Raw genomic sequence first — 18,810 nt, forward strand, 5'->3', positions numbered from 1 at the left:
GGCGGTTACTCCAGGTGATAAACCTCTTCCATTGATGCCCACAGCTCCCCCTCCTTCCTGCTTTCAAGAGGCGTCAGGCAAGGGATGCACTCATCCCACCAGCGCTGAGTAACGGGGTCTGCGGCCATCTTCGCCATATCCTTTTGATAATCATCGCCGTGATATTCGTAATAACTAAATAGCCAGCCATCTTTAAAGTAAATTGAGTAGTTAGAGATATTGCAGGCTTTAATCATAGCGTTCACTTCAGGCCAGGGATTAGCATGCAGTTGCGCATAATAAGCATATCTTTCAGGTTTAACCTGAATAACACCGCCGAAACGTTGAATGGTTTTCATATTATCCCTCGTAAACTGATTAGATAATGGCGCTTTGTTTCAGCACCTCACGAATTTTGATTTTCCGCTCCTCGCTTAATGGCCCAGTCGGGCGTAGCGAATTCACCGGCACATCAAGGCCGATAAGCTGCAAGGCGTATTTAATGACGTTATAAAAAGGCACATCCAGGCCGTAGAGCGGTGGGATCCAGGACAACCTCTGCTGCAACGCGACCGCTTCACTCAGCTCACCGTTGCGCCAGTGCTGATAAATGCCGCAGGTCAGCTCCGGGGCAAAGTTAGCACTGGCGGGGATCGCGCCATCGCCACCTAAAATCAGGGTGCCAAACAGATACTCATCATATCCGGAGAACACAGCAAAATCCGGTCGCAGCGGTTTCACCGCGTGAATCACTTCGCGAATATGATTTAAGGTATCAACGGTATCCTTAAGACCCACGATATTCGGGCATTCCAGCGCCAGACGCTGGATACAGGAAACAGGGATCGACTGGCCGGTCAGCGCCGGGAAGTTATACAACACGATTGGTATCGGCAACTGTTCGGCGATATAGCGGAAATGCTCGAACAGATATTCGTCGGCCAACGGGTTGTACCACGGGTTGATCACCACTACGCCGTCCGTACCCGCCTCCAGTGCCAGGCGACCAAACTCGACGGTCGCCTGGGTGCCGGGACAAGAGATGCCAACCAGCACGGGCTTACGTCCCGCAACATATTCAATACAGAACCGCATCACCTCCAGGCGCAGGCTATCTGACATATGGGCGAATTCGCCCGCACTGCCGAGAAAAAAGAGTCCATCCACATCGCTGGCAAGCAGATGGTCAATCAGTCGCGACATCGCCGGGCGATCCAACTGCTCGTGCTCATCAAACAACGTAGGGACCGGGGGAATAATGCCGCTAAATTTCGTACTCATGTGTCACTCCTGATGTTCTAAAAGATATCGGTCAAAGACGCCTGCGCGTCATGCTTCCCTCAACCGATAGAGTTCGTGTGCATTGTGGCTAAAAAAGTTCTCTTGCCAGGCGCGGCCCTGCCCCTCGGTAATGCGCAGTAGCGTATCGACCCACGGGATCAGTCCGGTATTCAGTAAGCAGACCGGGAAATTGCTGGCGAAGACGATCCTGTCGGCGGAAAAGATCTCCAGACACTGCTCAACCGTCGGACGTACCAGACTGATATCGCCATCAGCGGGAATATTGACCCCAGAAACTTTGCACCAGACGTGTGGCTGCTGCGCCAGTGCCTGCAAACGTTGCCGCCAGTTCGCCGCGTAGGTCGCTTCCTCCATCAGCCGGACGCTATCAACATTACCCATATGATTTAGCACCAGGGTCGTTGACGTCCGTTCAGCCAGCGCCACCGCATCCGCCAGATCTTCATTGCGCAGGCAGACCTCAAAGCAGAGCCCTGCTTTACCCAGCGCATTAACATTATTGAGAAAATCAGAGGTCAGGCAGGCGCCAGGCAGTTGGCTGGGAACATGTAAAACATGACGTACGCCTTTGATCGCCGAATGGTATTTTCCGGCGTCCAGACAGCGTGAGACCGCATCTGGCTGTTGCAGGTCGAGGGAAATAATGCCCCCCTCGACAAAATTCGCCGGATCTTCACAGAGATCGTGCAGAAATAGGCTTTCCTCATCTCGCTGCTCGGGCGCGACGTCAACCTCGACGTACACCGCCCGGTCGATGCACCACTTTTCCTGGTCAACCCGCGCGCGATAATCCTGCCAGCTAACATCATGATTCAACGCCGGAACCGCACTGAGCCACGGCAGACGAAAGCGCGACAGATCCCATAGATGAAGATGCGTATCGGTAATGTGCAACATACCTGACCTCCCGTAGTTATCAGTATTTCACCGCTGTCGCACCGCTAGCGGTTGACTGGTAGCAGGCTTCCACCACGCACATGGTTTTCCAGGCGTCATTGATGTCGTTAAGCCAGATATAATTTGGATCTTCTAGTTTGCACTGTAGCCCCGCCATCGGACCAATAAAGGCATCCGGGAACCAGGTCCCTTCAATTGCTAACGTTCGCCACCCTTTGCCATCATCAAGGATAAATTCAAATTTATCGTCAGCGCCCTGCGGATAATTTAAAATAACCCCAATCTGGATTTTAATCGCCCCTTTAGTGCCTTCTATTTTGAAGAAACATTCCTGTTTATCCGGGGAGTAATCATGACCATGGTTAGTATGAATATTGGCACGAATAACATCGCCATAGTCCATGATAATCGATGAACGAGTTTGCGCCAGCTCCATCATTTTAGGATGCTTCATGGTTTTACAATAAACGGACTGGGGGTCGCCAAGGAAGAAACGAATCGCGTCGATATAATGTATGCTGTGGTAATTAACCTCCATCCGTTCTTTCTCAAAAAGAAACTTCCAAAGATTCCACGGCGTTTGGCAAATAACTCGCATTTCAACATCATGAATATCGCCAAGCAGACCTTCATCAATCATTTTCTTCGCGGCGATCATAAAGGGGGCGCGACGTAGCTGGAAATTAATGCCAGCGGTAATATTTTTCTCATGACAACAATCAAGAATGGCTTTCGCCTGTTCAATGGATTCGCCCATCGGCTTTTGAATCAATACCCCAACCTGCGAAGGGAGTTTCTGTAAAATCGGCAAAATTTCTGAGGCCGGTACGGCGATATCAAATACGCAGTCTTCGGATCTCGCCAGCGATACCAGCTCCTCAATCGACTGGCAAGTATGAGGAATATCCCACTGCGAAGCCACGCTTTGTGCTTTCTGATAATCCCGATCATACAGACCAAGAACCCGGAATCCGGCTTTGCGATACGCGGGTAAATGTGAGTCAGTGACAATACCGCCAGCACCAATAATGACGATAGGTTTACTGTTTTGCGGCATGTTCAGTTGCGTTGTCATCTCTTTATCCTCTTCTTTATGCTAATCCGTTGGCATATCCAACGATAACGACGGATAGAACCAGAATAACGTTACCCAGCAGCATAACTTTTTTGGGTTTTTCATAACCTTGCCACTCACCTGTTTTGAGTCCCCAGGCGTTGGAAATAATCAGCGCCCCGGAGAGGAACGCTATCCAACCAATGACCGGCCCCAGCTCGCCCAGCAGCGCCGTGGACTTGGCATATAACCCTAATGCGGCAAACCAGATCCCCCCGGTCAGTAATGCTTTAAACCATGCAAAGGAAGAACCTGGGCGGGCAAAGTCGCTGAACGTGTTGTTTTTTCTCAATACCCACAGCGCATAACCGATATTGGATATGAAGCCGCCGGAGGCAAAAACGATGACGTAAGCAATCAGGCTGGCGCTCACCGGATTAATACCATCTTCCACTGCCAGCGCGCTGGCCCGACTGGCGTAGGTATAGCCGACGTTCATCGCTGCGGTACCAAATCCCGAGGCCAGTGCCATCAATAGCCCGCTGACAAATTTATCGTTTTTGACCCGCGAAGCATCCTGCTTTGACTCTTTATCTTTGAGAATACCGGCTTTGGTGATAACCCCTACGCCAATTAGCATCACCGCCATTCCGGCCAGCAGCCAGCTCATTGAGTTAGCAGGTGGTATTTTGTTAAGGATAAATAACGGAATTAGCGAGCCGAGCGAGCACCCCACCCCGGTATTAATCCCGACGGTTAACGACATGCCAATATTATCAATGCCTTTACCATACCAGATGGCACTAATACCCCAAAGAAAACCGCAGGCGGCGGCAATTGATAAAATCCAACCGGGCGTCATCAGGATGTATTTTAAAAATCCTGGAACTTCAATCCACGTCCAGACAATAGGAATGATCAGTATGCCGATAATAGAAAATATCACCCAAAAGGCTTCCCAGGAAAATGGCCGGTAATTCTTCATTCCCAGCCCAAAGCTTCCCTGGAACATACAAGCGATCATCAATACAAAAAATCCCGCTAGCATAGAGCATCTCCTGTTAATTAGATTATTTACCCAAGGATTATCCTCATCGTTTTGTTCATATATGTGAATCAATGGCCACAAATAAAAACCAATCGAAAATTAACGCTCGTTTTTTTAATGGTCAATCGAAATAAAACTTCAATTATTATTTTTCAATGCTGATCACAAATTCACCTAATCTGACTACAAAAGTATCAGTAGCTGTGACTCAATGGTAGTGCGGTAGTACCAATTTTATGTGAAGTTCATTGCAAAAAGGAGTTGTTATGGTGACGTTGAGGGGCATTACCTGGGGTCATAGCCGCGGATTCACATCCGTTGTCGCAACCGCACAGCGGTTTAGCGAACTGCATCCCGACATCGAAATTTTATGGGAGAAACGTTCATTGCAGGCCTTCGCTGATGGCGATCTGGATGAGCTGGCGCGGCATTACGACCTGCTGGTTATTGACCATCCGTGGGCGGGCTTTGTCGCGGAGAAAGCGATCCTTTTGCCTCTGCAAGATCATTTACCAAAAGCGTATCTTGACGATCAGGCGGCCAATTCGGTAGGTGGCTCCCACGAAAGCTATCTATTTAACGGTTTTCAAAGCGCCCTCGCCATTGATGCGGCCGCGCCTGTCGCGGTCTATCGGCCCGATCATCTGCAACAAGGTCAGTTCGCCCTGCCAGAAACCTGGCAAGACTTACTCACCCTTGCCCGCAGCGGCAAAGTGATTTACGCCGGGATCCCAATTAACTTGCTGATGGATTTCCTGATGCTCTGCGCTACCCGCGGCGGCACCTGGTTTGACGAGGAAAATATTACCCACCGCGACACCGGCATCGAAGCGCTTGAAGCGCTGCGCGAACTGGCCAGCCACTGTTCAAAAGAGATTTTTGACTACGACCCTATCGCCGTTCACGAACAGCTTTCGATCCGTGATGAGTGGAGCTATTGCCCCTTTGCCTATGGCTATTCAAATTATTCCCGCGCCGGATATGCCCGTTACCTGCTGAAAGCCACTGACGTTGTCTCCTGGCACGGCGAACCGCTGAAAACCGTGCTTGGTGGGACGGGACTGGCCATTTCCGCGAAATGTCGGCATCAAGAGGCTGCCCTCGCCTACGCCAGCTATACCGCTTCGCCGGAGGTACAGAAGACGCTGTTCTTTGATAACGGCGGTCAGCCGGGCCATCGCGGGGCCTGGCTTGATAAAGAGGTGAATCGCCGTAGCCTGGATTTCTTCATCGACACCCTTCCCACTCTTGATCGCTCGGCTAAGCGTCCGCGCTACAGCGGCTTTTTGAACTTTCAGGATCACGCTGGTGATGTGGTTCAGGAGTATGTGATGCACGGTGGCAACAGCGCTGCTGTCTTTGCCCACCTGAACGCGCTTTATCAAAAATCACGCGGCTTAATGGGGTAACTATGCTTCCTTTAACAGGTTTAGTGGTACTGGATTTCAGCCAGTTTCTGGCCGGGCCTTCCGCTGCGCTGCGCCTGGCGGATATGGGGGCCAGGGTCATCAAAGTGGAACGTCCTCAGGGTGGGGATGCCAGCAGAAACCTGAGCCTTAATAATCAGTGGATTAATAACGACAGTCTGCTTTTTCATACTATTAATCGCGGCAAAGAGAGCTACACGGCAAATCTGAAAGAGCTCCAGGAGCTGGCTGCAGTTAAGCAGTTGATCGCGCAGGCCGATGTTCTTATCGAAAATTTTCGCCCCGGCGTGATGGACAAAATCGGTCTTGGCTATGAACAGGCGAAGGCGCTCAACCCTCGTCTGGTCTATGCATCTGTGACCGGATACGGGACCGAGGGGCCGTGGGTTAAAAAACCCGGTCAGGATCTGCTGGTGCAGGCCATGTCGGGGCTCACCTGGCTCAACGGCAATCAGGACCAGCCGCCGACGCCGTTCGCGCTCTCGGTCGCCGATTCACTTGCCGGTGCACATCTGGTCGAGGGGATCCTCGCCTGCCTGATTCGTCGGGGGAAAACTCAGCTTGGCGGACGTGTTGAGGTCAGCCTGATGGAGTCGCTGCTCAGCATGCAGTTTGAAGTGCTGACCACCTGGCTCAACGACGGACATCAACCGCCTTGTCGTAGCGCGGAAAATAACGCCCATGCTTATCTCGCCGCTCCTTACGGTATTTATCCTACGCAACAGGGCTATATCGCGCTCGCTATGGGCTCAGTGGTTGAGTTGGGCGAAATCTTGGGTTCTCCAGAGCTCGCCGAATATCGCAAACCGGACGAATGGTTCAGCCGTCGGGATGAGATCAAGCAGGTGATTGCCGGGATTCTGGCGACAGATAGCGCCGCATTTTGGGTCACCCGACTTGAGGAGGCGGGTTACTGGTGCGCTGAAGTTTGCGACTGGCAAACGCTGACGGCAAGCGAGGGATTCGAGGCGCTGGATATGATCCAGCATGTCAGACTTGAGGACGGCAACACGATCGCGATGCTGAAATCCCCGCTGCGCTTTAATGGCGCACGTGTCTCCTCTTCCCGCCCGGCTCCCGCGTTAGGCGCAAGTAGCGCACAAATTCAGGCCGATTTTCATTTACGGGAGGTAGAGAAATGAAACCACTGTCAGGTATTAATGTACTGGATTTCAGTCAGTTCCTTTCCGGCCCGTCGGCTGCGCTTCGGCTTGCCGACCTTGGGGCCAGCGTAATCAAAATCGAGAACCCCGATGGCGGCGACATCTGCCGCAAGCTCTACATTTCCGAACTACAAATTGATGGCGATAGCTCGCTGTTCCACGCGATTAATCGCAATAAAAAAAGCGTCACCGTGAATCTAAAAGACGTCGCGCAGAAAAGCAGGCTGCGCCCGCTTCTCGAGCAGGCAGATGTGGTTATCTTTAATTACCGTCCCGGCGTCTCGCAGCGCCTCGGCCTGGACTATGCATCGCTACGGGAAATCAATCCCGGTCTGATTTACGGTGAAATCTCCGGCTACGGCGACAGCGGTCCCTGGGTTTCACGTCCGGGCCAGGATTTGCTGGTGCAGGCGCTTTCAGGGCTCTGCTGGCTCAACGGTAATCAGGATCAGCCCCCGCTTCCCTTCGGCCTTTCCGTCTGCGATATTTTCGCCGGAGAGTATCTTGTTCAGGGACTTATGGCCGGGCTGGTACAGCGGGCCAGCAGCGGTAGCGGGTGTCTGGTCCAGGTGAGCCTGTTGGATACCATTCTCGATCTGCAGTTTGAAGTTCTCACCACCTGGCTGAACGATGGCCGGCAGCCACCAAAGAGAAGCGCGGTCAATAACGCCAATGCCTATATTTCCGCACCTTACGGCATCTATCCCACCGCCGACGGCTTTATTGCGCTGGCGATGGCCTCCATCCCCCGGCTGGGAAATTTGCTGGGCTGCACCGCGCTGCTTGAGTTTAACGAACCAAAAGAGTGGTTCAACCGTCGGGATGAGATCAAACGAGTCCTGCTGGAGCACTTGCGGCATAAGAAAAGCGAGGAGTGGTTAAGCATTCTGGAGGCTGAGGATATCTGGTGTGCTCAGGTGATGGACTGGCAGCAGTTAATTGCCAGCGAAGGCTTTCAGTCGCTGAAGATGCTGCAGGAAGTGCGTTTGCAGAGCGGGAAAACCCTGCAAACCACCCGCTGTCCGATAAAAATCGACGGCGAGATCTTCACAAGTGCCATTGGCGCGCCGCCGCTTGGCGCGCATAATCCGGGATGATCATGCCACAAACAGCATCGCCTCCGGGGGAAATTCCACTCCCCTGCGGGCTTTCTCCCGGGGGCGGCGCAATGCGCCTTGCCCGGGCTACGGGCTCGCAGACGGCTGAAGACTGGTAGCCCGGACAGATGCGCAGCATCGCCTCCGGGATGGTTCGGCAATATTCTGAAACTGTCGCTATTGCGCCAGTATCCGACACTCTTTCATCACCGCCAGTACATCATCAAGCACCAGCGACTCCCATTCGTAGGCCAAAGTGGTCACGCTAAACGCCGCGACCATTTTCCCTGCGCCAGAATAAACAGGAAGAGCAATACAGGCCGCGCGTTCGTTAGCCTCGCGTTGCTCAATGGCGTAGCCCTGCTGACGCACTTCACCTAATTCGGCAAGCAAAACCGGCAACGTCCCAATTGAATCAATCGTCATTTTCTCCAGCGGCGTGTAGCCATAAAGCTGCGTAATCTCCTCATCGCTATATTGGCTAAGGAGCACTTTGCCAACGGCGGTACAGTGCGCCGGGAGATGGTTGCCAATATGCCGCATCAGCGAGAGGTCGTCCTGAGCCAGCGCTTTTGCCAGATAGACCACCTGCTTACCATCAAGAATCGCCGCGTGGCTGGTTTTGCCCAGCCGCTTACTCAAAAAGGCGGTTAGCAGCCGCAGATCGCGAACCAGGTCGGTGCTCTCAATGCAGTTAGCGGCGATTTTTATCAGCGCCAGACCCGCGTGATATAGCCGTGTATCCGGCATATACAGCAGGTAGTCGTTATCGAGAAATTCCTGAATCAGGCTGTGGGCGGAGCTTCTGGGGATGTCGAGACTGGTTTGCAGATCGGTGAAACTCAGCCCCTCGCGGTGGCTGGCAATCAACTCCAGAAGACGAAACGATCTTTCAGCAGATTTAACTTTGGCCATATTAGTTATCTTTATTATCCGCGATGCGATCGTAGAATTTACGCGAAGACTGATAGAACGACTTCAGATTTTTACGCAACTGAACCTTATCCCGCAGAACAAAGGCTTCATGAATATTCAGTCGCAACTTAAAGCTGTGCGCCATGGCACCGTCGGCATTTAGTAATTTGCGCGAAAAATCCTTACGCAGCATCACGATAGTCTGCATTAACTTGTCATAAATCTGGTTGCCGCACAGGCGTCCCATCAGCAGATCGTACTCATCAAGCAACTGGTGATAGGCCTCCGGCTGACCATCCTGCGAAATCAGCTCCGCCATCTGGTCAATTATCGCCTGAAAACGGATATGGTCGTCGTGAGTCACCACGGTAATCGCAGTGAGGTAAACCTCTTCTTCTATAAGCTTCCTCGCCGCATAAATTTCATCGAGGTTGTGAATCTCCTTATGGAAAATCCAGGTCATCGTCTCTTCAGGAAGCTGGGGTTTGTTCTCACAAACATAGCTGCCATCGCCTGGTTTTATCTCGATAAGCCCAATCAGCGACAGTGCGCGCAGCGCTTCGCGCACCCGGCTGCGCGTGACATTGAACATCTCCCCCATCGCCCGTTCATTCGGCAAACGCTGCCCGGGCTTCAGCTTTCCAGAGGTGATCTGCGAGGCTATCTGCTCCATAATCTGTTCGGTTAGGGTGGTTTTCTTCAGTGCGGTCACATCCATGATATTTTCCATATACGGACAAGGTTCATATCCATGAATTTACGGAAGCCGGGTCAGTTGTGCAACACTTTGATGTTCACCATTCAAGCAGCATGGCAGAATAAATGAGACGCCCTGGTGCGGGAACCGTCATTCCGGCATAAATTTATCGATCATCGAGGATGCATGTAAATAATGAGATAATGCTAATAGCGAATGAAATGAGTTAAAGCCAAATTTTTCGATTAATTTTCTTTTATAGTTGCTATAAACTTTTGGCGAAACGCCAAGTAGATCGGGGTAATCTTTTGCCAGCAAATTAAATTTCATAATGAAAATATACTGAAATTCTCTCTCCGTTAAGTTAATGTCTTCCCCGACAGGAATACCATCGGTCACTCTGGAAATTATGCTGGCGATATGTGCTGTGCGTTTTTTATTTATCAAACAGACAATGTTATCTTCGACTCTGAAGCAAACAAAATTCTTTTTCATGTCAAAGCTATTGATAAGAAAATGGAACTGCGCGTTGGTGTGAGAAGTGTACTTAGTTAAACACAAATCAACCAGATTTGCGTCCCTGAACGGCTTGATATCATTTATTTTCAGTTGTATGGCTTTTTTGAAAAAATAGTTGGGGCTGAAAATAGTTAACATCCCTTTCCCTCACGAAAGTTCAATAATCCTTTATAGATGTGCGCATAGCACATCCATGGGCATATACCCATGAGTGAAGAAGGTGAATTATAAAGTTATTTATTCTTTATTGTCCAGACGGTCAATTTTAAGAAAAATCCATCACTGGTTGAAGTTATTTGAATTGTTAACGCCCGTATGTAGTGGCTATTGTTTTTGTGGTTTTAGGATTTTTCTCACAACCTCTCTGGCGTGTACGATGAGGCAGATAGATATTCTGAAAATAAGCAATAACTAACAAATTAAATCACTTAAAGTCGATTTATCAACATATAAACCCGGGTTTATGAATATTCTGCGTCAGAGAGTGTGAAACGTTGGTACACCTTCTAAACGCTTTTTCGCCATTCGTTTAGAAAGTGTAAGTCCACTTTTTAGCGAAGTCATCAGGCATAACGAATGCCTCTGCTGATTTTTGTGATGACGCTAGGTTCTGTTTCTGGCCAACAATATAATAATAAACAGGCCGCCAATACCTGCTGTGATAATGCCAATCGGCAGCTCCTGCGGAGCCAGCAGCGTCCTGCTGACAATATCGCCACCGCATAAAAGTACTGCGCCCCACAGGCCGCATAGAGGGAGCAAAAGAAGATGCTTAACACCAGAAAAATAGCGGCACATATGCGGTACCATTAACCCAATAAAACCAATCACTCCGGTTAAGGCCACCAGCAAAGAAGTCGCCAGCGCGCAGCAGAAGAAAACCTCCATCCGCAGGCGACTGACGTTAATGCCTAATGATTGCGCGGTCTGTTCACCGGCCAGCAAACCATCCAGCGAACGCCAACGTAGCAGGATAAAAGCGCCGAGAAACAGCAGACTTAATATGGCATAAGGCAGATTATCCCAACGCGCCAGCCCCAGCCCTCCCAGCGACCAGAACAGCACCGAACTGGCGGCACGCTGATCGCCGGAGAAGATCAGATAGCTGGTCAGCGCACCAAATAAAAAGGAAATGGCCAGCCCGCAGATAACCAGATGTTCAGCACCGCGCTGCTTTTTAAAATGAAACAGCAGCATTACCGCCACGGCGGAACAGATCCCGCCGACAAACGCCGATACCGGTAGTGTTAGTGCGCCAAGCCGCTCGCCAAATCGGGTGATCACCAGTACCGCACCCGCCGATGCACCGGAGGACAGACCGAATAAAAAGGGATCGGCCAGATCGTTGCGTGTGGTGGTTTGCAGCAGTCCCCCCACCATCGCCAGAACAGCTCCCGTGAGTACGGCGAGCAGCGTTCTCGGGACGCGTAGATCAATCACAATGCGCCTGACCATCTCAGAGACAGGAACGTCCATGAGCCCTAATGCGCCCAGTACCTGAATCAGCGATAACGGTACGCTGCCTTTGGCAACGCTGAGCAGCATTAACCCAGCTAAAACAACCAGCGCACCCCATATCGCCCAATGGTAACGGTATGCAGAAAAGGTCATTGGTTTGCCGTCGGGTACATCGCCTGCGCCAGCTTCTCTACCGCTTTAATATTGGCTGGCCCTGGGGTCAACTCAGCGTATTGCAACTTCAGATAACGCTGATGCTTCACCGCAGGTGTCATCTTCATTAACGGATGATTTTCAAGGAAATGACGAAGCGCGTCCGCCCCGCTGCCGGTCTGATAATCCAGGAGAATAATAAAGTCCGGTTCCGCCGTCGCAACGCTCTCCCACGAGGTCGTTCCCCAGCTAATATCCAGCCCGTCCATCACGTTTTTACCTCCGGCAGCTTCGATAATCGCCGTTGGCATCGCGTAGCGACCGCTGGTAAAAGGTTTATCCTCGCCCGAATCATAAACAAACACTTTCAACGGTTGAGCGCCCTGCGGCGATTTTGGTAACGTACTCAGCGTTTTTTTCCAGCCGTCGACTAACTCCTGCGCTTCTTTCTGCTTGCCGAAAATCTTACCCAGCGTCAGCTCATCGTTATACAGCAGATCCATGCTCGCTTTGCGTTTATCGCCAGAAGTAAAAACACAGCTTTCACTTAATACAAAAGTCTTAATACCATATTTATCGAGGACGGCTGGCGTCACTTCGCCGCCCACTTTCATACCGTAATTCCAGCCCGCGAAAAAGAAATCGGGATTCACCGCCAGCAACGTTTCCAGTGAAGGGTATTTAGGGGCCAGTTCGGGAATTGATCCCATCGCCTTTTTAAATTCCGGCGTCATTTTATACCAACCGCTAATACCGGTTAGCCCAACAATGCGGTCCTGTAAACCGAGTGCGAAAGCCATTTCAGACATATTAAGATCATGGATCACTGCCCTCTTTGGCGCTTGCGTAAAGGTCACTGGCGTCCCACAACTCTCAATAGTGACCGGATAATCAGCAGCGCACACCGCAGTAACCGACATAATAGTAATAATACCAACAAGCCACTTGTTCATTACGATCCTCATATATTCATCAGGCATAGCCTGGAACCTCAAAAATACGCAGAGCCTTACCCGTATCAGGGTGCGGTACGGTAAAACAGGTCAAGCCGAAAACGGGATAAAGCTGTTCAGAGACAAGTACCCGCTCCGGTATATCCCAGGCCACCGCACGCCCTTGCGACAAAAGCAAAACGCGATCGGCAAAAGACTCAACCAGCGATAAATCATGCAGCACCGCCACCACCGTGATTTCTTTGCTTTTTACCAACGAAAGCAGTTCCACCCGGCCAGGAGGATCCAGATGGTTAGTTGGCTCATCCAGCAACACCAGTTTTGGCGACTGAGCCAACACCCGAGCCAGCGCCGCTCGCTGCCTTTCCCCGCCGGAAAGCGCAGACAGCGAACGCTTTCGGAACCTCTGCAACCCGGTATCGTTAATGGCGCTGGTCACGATGGCTTCGTGTTCACGACGCGACATATCCCGGGCATGGGGAATGCGTCCTAGCGCTACATAATCTTCAAGCGCCAGCCGCAAATCGGGAGCGTCATTCTGCGCGAGCACCGCAATCTGCTGGGCCCGCTGCTGCCGGGTCAAGGTCGCAATGGAACGACCAAATATCCGAATGTCGCCATCCCGCAATGCGAGTTCCTGATCAATCGCACGTAATAAAGATGTTTTACCGCTGCCATTCGGTCCAATGACCGCCAGGCACTCCCCTTTAGCGGCATTAAAATGAATCCCGGAGAGAAGTTCCCCGCCGCCGGGTCGCGGCAATGATTCGATATTGACGCTGAGCACCGGGTCAACGGCCGTACCACAATTTGTCAAACTCTCCTCCATTAGCAGGCGAACTTTTTTCATCTTTCACTACCCAGAAAAGATGATAATCATTATCATTTAAAAAGAAAGGTGAATAGTCACATATTTTATAATGATTTTTTAATTATGTTATAACATAACATTTAATCTGTTATATGTACAATGCATCGCTTAGATGCCTCCGCCCTCCCCAGGGGCGACAATACAGAATGCAAAGTGATAAATTGAATAAATACGAGTAGTTAAGCCAAGAGGTCACGTGAGCAGGAAAAAGAAGAACCCAGGTAAAAGCAGGATGCGGCGTTTAGCCAACAATCCCCCCCAGCAGCAGCACCCTGCGATCCGGTTTATAAACAGTACAGATTTTATTGGCAAGCTTGCGACGGGGATTATTCTTTTCGGTATAACTATTTATAATTTCAACGAGATAATCCAGCACTGGTGGATTAATGCCCTGTTGTGGCTCTCCATGTTTCTCTGGCCATTTGCTAAAAGGATGGCCGACGATCTCTTGCTTTCAATCGTGTCTGAGCGCGTGTTTGAAGTCATTAATGGTGGTGGCATAGGTAGATTCGGTGCCCTCTATTGGTTTGTACTGGCCCCCCTGACGCTACCGCTCGCGATAGGCTATTTTTGCTATCACAGTTGTAAATGGAAGAAAGCCCTGGCAAATGAGCGCGCGGGCTCCGCGCTAAAGTAGCGAAGAGGCTTCGCTTTCAGGCCCTGGACCTATTGAAACCCGCCCTCGCCAGCCGTTTTCAGCACCATAAACACGCTCGTTTTGCCAACTCCCTCACAAAATTATCCGTCTGAAAATTCTGTCCATATGGTCGGGATTCTTGCCTATCACGCCTTTTCTGCCACCTCCTTACAGTAAGCCCATGTCATTCACATCGTAACGTATGTTTTTTCAGCCAACAGGAGTAGTGGTACATGATCGATTTTAATGATCCCCGTCAGGTCGCGAAGGCCATTCAGTTCACCAACGTCAACCCGGACTTAACCCGTGAAGGACTGATTCAGCATCTGAATGTCTGCATGGAGTATCAGTTCGATGCTGCGATGATCGCACCGTGCTGGGTCTCCGTCGCCAAAGATGTATTGAAAGGAACCGGTATTCGCGTCGCCACCACCGTGAACTTCCCTCAGGCCAACGATACGACGGCCATGAAAGTCGCCGTGGTGAGAGAACTGGCCAAAGAAGGCGCAGATGAATTTGATTTCCCACCGAACCCAGGCTTTTTACTCGGCGGAATGGATGACCTCTATTTCAATGAACTGAAGGAAGTCACCCACATCGCCCACGACCTGGGAATGAAAGTGAAGGCAATGCTGGAGTTTGGTTTTATCACCGAAGAGGCGATGAAAATCAAAGCCACTCGCTACGCCTATGAAGCAGGTATTGATTGGGTGAAACAATCCAGCGGCTGGGGCAAAGGCGGCTGCGCGGCAACGGTAGAAGATGTTCAACTTCTCAAAGCCAATATCCAGGCCCCTTGCCGGGTCAAAGTATCCGGTAAAGTGAACACTCTGGAGAAGATGAAAGAGATGTTCGTTGCAGGCGCAGAGCTGGTTGGCACCAGCTCAGGACCCGAGCTGGTGAAAGGTCTGGTCGGCGACATCAACGCCTATTAACCGAAGGGTACCGCCGGAAATGGCGGTACCACACCCGCACAATTTAAGGAGTATGTGATGAGTGTATTTATTCTCGGCAGTTATGCAAAAGCCCTTGTGATGACCGCTGAGCGCATTCCGCTGGCTGGTGAGACGCTAATCGGGCACGACTTCCGCCAGACCTGGGGAGGAAAAGGCTCCGATATGGCGGTTCAGGCTGCCCGCCTGGGAGCTGATGTGGTCTATAGCGGCGTGGTGGGTAAAGATACTTTCGGCACCGAATTCGTTGAATTGATGCTGGAGGAAGGGATCAATATCGATGGTCTCACCCTGACCACCGAATTGCCGACCGGGGCTGGCTTGATTATTAAAGATAAAGAAGCTCGTAACGTCATCGTCGTGGATATGGGAGCGAACAAACTCTTTACCCCGGCGCTGGTGGATAACGCCCTGCATCAAATTAAAAGCTGCGGCGTGGCGCTGGCTCAGCTGGAAATTCCGCTGGAAACCGCACTCTACGGGCTGAGACGCGCAAAGTCGCTGAATAAAATTACCATTCTTAACCCCGCGCCGGCCAGAGATCTACGCGGTCTCGATCTGAGCGCGATCGACTACCTCACCCCCAATGAAACCGAAGCACGCGTTGCGCTGGGCCTGGCACCGGACGACGCTCGTAGCAACCGGGAAATCGCCAGTATGTTGCTGGAAACCGGCTGCCGCTATGTCGTAATGACGCTTGGAGATGCGGGATCCGCAGTATTCGGCCCGCAAACCACGCAGGAAATTCCCCCTTGTCTGGTTGAGGTGGTTGACAGCAACGGCGCGGGCGACAGCTTCAACGCCGCCCTTGCGGTGGCGCTGGACGAAGGTCAGCCGATAAGCGAAGCAGTCCTGTTCGCCAACGCCACGGCGGCACTCTGCTGCTCTGACTGGGAAACCGTCCCCTCCTATAAATACCGCACCGATGTCGATGCATTCCTGCAATCTCACGCCGTGACTGAGGAATAACAATAATGAGACCCGATAGAATCTTACACCCTGAACTTGCCGCCGCTCTGGCGACCCTTGGCCATACCGATATTGTGTTGGTAACCGACGCCGGTTTTCCGCTTCCTGCCAGCGCGAATCGCATCGATCTTGGTCTGTGGCCCGGCACCGTTGATGTCCGTGACATCCTGCGCGTTTTGCGCAAAGAGATTTTCGTTGAAGAGGTGCATTTTGCCAGCGAAGTGCGCGACTGCCATCCGCAGCTGTATCGCGAAGTGCAAACTATCTATACCGGCTCTGGCGCAGAGTTTTTCGCCGCCAGCCACGAAACGCTATGCCACGACATCGCGCACAAAGCCAAGCTGATTATCCGTTCCGGATCGTTCGAGCCGTGGGCGAATTTCGCCCTCGTCGCCAGCACCGATCCTTTTGCCTGGTTTACCGACGCTTCAGGCGTACAGCCCCTGCCCGCCTATGTCGCCCGACGTCAGCGGATTAACGATAACGTCACGCCGCGACTGAACTGACGAGAGGTCATGATGAAAGCAGCTGTAGTGAGTCAAAGTCATCCCGGTCAGGTCGAGATTCGCCAGATGCCGGTGCGGCCGTTAGTCTCCGGCGAAGCGCTGGTCGACGTTGAGTGCTGTGGCGTCTGCCATACCGATCTCCACGTCGTGCAAGGCGATTTTGGCCCGGTGCCGGGACGCATTCCCGGCCATGAAGGGATCGGTATTGTTCGTGCGGTCGCCAACGACGTCACCAGCCTGAAGCCTGGAGACAGGGTCAGTATTGCCTGGTTCTATGAAGGCTGCGGCGTGTGCGAATACTGCGTCAGCGGCCGGGAAACCTTCTGCCGCAGCGTGAAAAACGCCGGATATAGCGTCGATGGCGCGATGGCTGAACAGTGCATCGTAAAAGCCGACTACGCGGTTAAAGTTCCGGACGGCCTCGATCCGCTGGTTGCCAGTAGCATCACCTGCGCCGGTGTCACCACCTACAAAGCCATTCGCGTTTCCGGCGTTCGCCCCGGGCAGTGGCTGGCGATATGGGGAGCAGGAGGGCTTGGCAATATGGCGATCCAGTTTGCCCACAACGTCTTTAACGCCCGCGTTATCGCTATTGATTTACAGGACGACAAGCTGGAACTCGCCCGCGAGTGCGGCGCAGAAATCACCCTCAACCCGAGCCGGGACGACGTTCCCGCACGCATTCAGGAGATGACCGCTGGCGGTGCGCATACCGCCGTGGTGGTCGCCGTCGCGCGCGCCGCCTTTCACCAGGCCGTCAATAGCGTCAGGGCCGGGGGCAAAGTGGTGTGTGTCGCCGTCCCTCCAGGCGATCTTGACCTGAACATCGTCAAAACCGTGCTCGATGGTATTCAGATTGTCGGCAGCCTGGTGGGTACCCGTCAGGATCTGGCGGAAGCTTTCCAGCACGCGCTGGCGGGACGCGTTCGCCCGATAGTACAGACCCGCAAGCTGGAAGAGATCAACGCTATTTTCAACGAGATGGATAACGGCGCCATCCAGGGACGCATGGTGATTGATTTACGCACCTCGCGGCAAACAGAGGAGTCAGGCGCATGAAAATCACCGGCTGGCGCACGATTAAAACCTGGCATCGCTGGGGACGCCCGATTGGCGATGTCAACGGCACCCTCACCTCTGGCGTGACGGAAGTTCCGCTGTTGATCCTCGAAACCGATGAAGACATTAACGGTATCGGGGTTGGCGGACACGCGGATATTGAGCGTATTTTCCCGGCTATCGAAGGCGAGGACCCACGTGCGGTTACTGCGCTCTACGACCGGATGCAGGCGTGGGTTTTTAAAAGCGGCCATACGGGCAGCGTTTTCGGCGCGATTGGCGTGGTTGATATGGCGCTGTGGGATTTGAAAGCCAAATGCGCCGGAGAACCGCTCTGGCGTCTGCTCGGCGCGAGAAGTCCTTTTGTTCCCGGATACGCGTCGGGGCTGGACTTTCCGCTGTCGCTGGAGGCGCTAACCGCGCTCCATCAGCGTTTTGCCGAGCGTGGATTCAACGCCTTTAAGCTCAAAGGCGGTCTCGATGTTGAAGACGATTTACAGCGCCTGCTGGCGGTACGCGAAGTGTATCTCGCTAACAGCCCCTCGCCGACGATGATGATTGATGTCAACGAGTCGATGAGCGCTAAGCAGGCGGTGCGCTACGTCAGTCGTTTACAGGATGCGCTCGATCTGAGCTGGATCGAAGAACCCGTGCGCCGCTGGGATGCCGCCGGACATGCCGCGATCCGCCAACAGGTGCGCTGCGCGGTTGCCACCGGGGAGAACCTCACCGGCCTCGAACAATTTCTGCCGCTGCTAAAAGAGAATGCAGTGGACGTCCTGCAGGCGGGTATGTGTTGGGGCATCACCCACTTTCTGCGCGTCGCCAATCTGGCCCAGGCGTTTAGCCTGCCGGTTAGCCCGGTCGGCTACAACGCCAACCCGGTGGCCCACGCGGCGGCGGCGGTGAGCAATCATTTGAGCTGTGAGATACAGGATCTAAGCTTCCCGAACGGATTACGTGTGGATCAGCGCATCGAAGACGGCGGTATCGTGCTGGGCAACGAACCGGGGCTTGGGATCGCCATCGATGAAAACGCGCTGCAACAACAGTACAACGACGGCAACTGGACGATAGCGCAAGGCCCACACGTCAGGCCCGAACGCGCCGGGCTGCGCCTGAGCTTGCGGACATCTGCCAACGATTAATCATA

General features: G+C 52.4%; 20 protein-coding genes. 9 read left to right on the forward strand and 11 right to left on the reverse strand.

What is annotated here, in order from left to right; all coding sequences use genetic code 11:
• Positions 1–5 precede the first annotated feature (5 nt).
• From DA718_RS14740 to DA718_RS14760, 5 genes are read right to left on the reverse strand one after another with little or no spacing between them, the layout of a single operon-like run.
• The gene (locus DA718_RS14740; protein WP_221888552.1) at positions 6–338 is read right to left on the reverse strand and encodes an L-rhamnose mutarotase; all 333 of its coding nucleotides are present in this window, start codon (positions 336–338) and stop codon (positions 6–8) included.
• 19 nt (positions 339–357) lie between these two features.
• On the reverse strand, positions 358–1,260 hold the full coding sequence (locus DA718_RS14745; RefSeq protein WP_112214971.1) for a dihydrodipicolinate synthase family protein: 903 nt from the start codon (positions 1,258–1,260) through the stop codon (positions 358–360).
• A gap of 48 nt (positions 1,261–1,308) precedes the next feature.
• Complete coding sequence (locus DA718_RS14750; RefSeq protein WP_112214972.1) at positions 1,309–2,178, reverse strand: amidohydrolase family protein; 870 nt, start codon at positions 2,176–2,178, stop codon at positions 1,309–1,311.
• 19 nt (positions 2,179–2,197) lie between these two features.
• Positions 2,198–3,253, reverse strand: a complete 1,056-nt coding sequence (locus DA718_RS14755; RefSeq protein WP_112214973.1) for a Gfo/Idh/MocA family protein — start codon at positions 3,251–3,253, stop codon at positions 2,198–2,200.
• 16 nt (positions 3,254–3,269) lie between these two features.
• Positions 3,270–4,280, reverse strand: coding sequence for an L-rhamnose/proton symporter RhaT (locus DA718_RS14760; protein ID WP_112214974.1), 1,011 nt, complete (start codon positions 4,278–4,280; stop codon positions 3,270–3,272).
• A 266-nt stretch (positions 4,281–4,546) separates the two neighbouring features.
• Between DA718_RS14760 and DA718_RS14765 the strand changes: the two genes are divergently transcribed.
• The 3 genes from DA718_RS14765 to DA718_RS14775 are packed head-to-tail and all read left to right on the forward strand — an operon-like array spanning position 4,547 to position 7,967.
• On the forward strand, positions 4,547–5,689 hold the full coding sequence (locus DA718_RS14765; RefSeq protein ID WP_112214975.1) for an extracellular solute-binding protein: 1,143 nt from the start codon (positions 4,547–4,549) through the stop codon (positions 5,687–5,689).
• 2 nt (positions 5,690–5,691) lie between these two features.
• Positions 5,692–6,849, forward strand: a complete 1,158-nt coding sequence (locus DA718_RS14770) for a CaiB/BaiF CoA transferase family protein (protein ID WP_112214976.1) — start codon at positions 5,692–5,694, stop codon at positions 6,847–6,849.
• Positions 6,846–7,967, forward strand: coding sequence for a CaiB/BaiF CoA transferase family protein (locus DA718_RS14775; RefSeq protein ID WP_112214977.1), 1,122 nt, complete (start codon positions 6,846–6,848; stop codon positions 7,965–7,967). Before DA718_RS14770 ends, DA718_RS14775 begins: the two co-directional genes overlap by 4 nt.
• Positions 7,968–8,144: 177 nt before the next feature.
• Here the strand turns inward: DA718_RS14775 and DA718_RS30700 are convergent, their stop codons facing one another.
• From DA718_RS30700 to DA718_RS14815, 6 genes are all read right to left on the reverse strand, one after another.
• Positions 8,145–8,882: an IclR family transcriptional regulator gene (locus tag DA718_RS30700; protein WP_227016009.1), complete on the reverse strand. Its 738-nt coding sequence runs from the start codon at positions 8,880–8,882 to the stop codon at positions 8,145–8,147.
• 1 nt (position 8,883) lies between these two features.
• A complete protein-coding gene (locus tag DA718_RS14795) occupies positions 8,884–9,600 on the reverse strand; it encodes a FadR/GntR family transcriptional regulator (protein ID WP_167492767.1) in 717 nt (238 codons plus the stop codon).
• A gap of 129 nt (positions 9,601–9,729) precedes the next feature.
• Complete coding sequence (locus DA718_RS14800) at positions 9,730–10,236, reverse strand: hypothetical protein (RefSeq protein ID WP_112214980.1); 507 nt, start codon at positions 10,234–10,236, stop codon at positions 9,730–9,732.
• 465 nt (positions 10,237–10,701) lie between these two features.
• Positions 10,702–11,709 (reverse strand): FecCD family ABC transporter permease, encoded by a 1,008-nt coding sequence (locus tag DA718_RS14805; protein ID WP_112214981.1) that lies wholly within the window; start codon positions 11,707–11,709, stop codon positions 10,702–10,704.
• Positions 11,706–12,662, reverse strand: a complete 957-nt coding sequence (locus DA718_RS14810) for an ABC transporter substrate-binding protein (RefSeq protein WP_112214982.1) — start codon at positions 12,660–12,662, stop codon at positions 11,706–11,708. Before DA718_RS14810 ends, DA718_RS14805 begins: the two co-directional genes overlap by 4 nt.
• A 19-nt stretch (positions 12,663–12,681) precedes the next feature.
• Entirely contained in the window at positions 12,682–13,491 is an 810-nt protein-coding gene (locus tag DA718_RS14815; protein WP_112215025.1) for an ABC transporter ATP-binding protein, read from the reverse strand.
• 238 nt (positions 13,492–13,729) lie between these two features.
• Here DA718_RS14815 and DA718_RS14820 point away from each other — a divergent pair, with 238 nt between their 5' ends.
• The 6 genes from DA718_RS14820 to DA718_RS14845 all read left to right on the forward strand — a co-directional run bounded on the left by DA718_RS14820 (position 13,730) and on the right by DA718_RS14845 (position 18,805).
• Positions 13,730–14,170, forward strand: coding sequence for a hypothetical protein (locus DA718_RS14820; protein WP_130624383.1), 441 nt, complete (start codon positions 13,730–13,732; stop codon positions 14,168–14,170).
• Between the two features lie 233 nt (positions 14,171–14,403).
• Positions 14,404–15,105: a deoxyribose-phosphate aldolase gene (deoC, locus tag DA718_RS14825; protein WP_110274695.1), complete on the forward strand. Its 702-nt coding sequence runs from the start codon at positions 14,404–14,406 to the stop codon at positions 15,103–15,105.
• Between the two features lie 57 nt (positions 15,106–15,162).
• Positions 15,163–16,092, forward strand: coding sequence for a ribokinase (locus tag DA718_RS14830; RefSeq protein WP_167492768.1), 930 nt, complete (start codon positions 15,163–15,165; stop codon positions 16,090–16,092).
• A 5-nt stretch (positions 16,093–16,097) separates the two neighbouring features.
• Complete coding sequence (locus DA718_RS14835; protein ID WP_112214985.1) at positions 16,098–16,598, forward strand: RbsD/FucU domain-containing protein; 501 nt, start codon at positions 16,098–16,100, stop codon at positions 16,596–16,598.
• A gap of 12 nt (positions 16,599–16,610) precedes the next feature.
• Positions 16,611–17,657, forward strand: a complete 1,047-nt coding sequence (adhP, locus tag DA718_RS14840) for an alcohol dehydrogenase AdhP (protein ID WP_112215026.1) — start codon at positions 16,611–16,613, stop codon at positions 17,655–17,657.
• Positions 17,654–18,805: a mandelate racemase/muconate lactonizing enzyme family protein gene (locus DA718_RS14845; RefSeq protein WP_112214986.1), complete on the forward strand. Its 1,152-nt coding sequence runs from the start codon at positions 17,654–17,656 to the stop codon at positions 18,803–18,805. The genes adhP and DA718_RS14845 overlap by 4 nt, the downstream gene beginning before the upstream one ends.
• Positions 18,806–18,810 lie beyond the last annotated feature (5 nt).

The organism is Klebsiella huaxiensis (genome assembly GCF_003261575.2).
In the GTDB taxonomy this organism is placed as follows: domain Bacteria; phylum Pseudomonadota; class Gammaproteobacteria; order Enterobacterales; family Enterobacteriaceae; genus Klebsiella; species Klebsiella huaxiensis.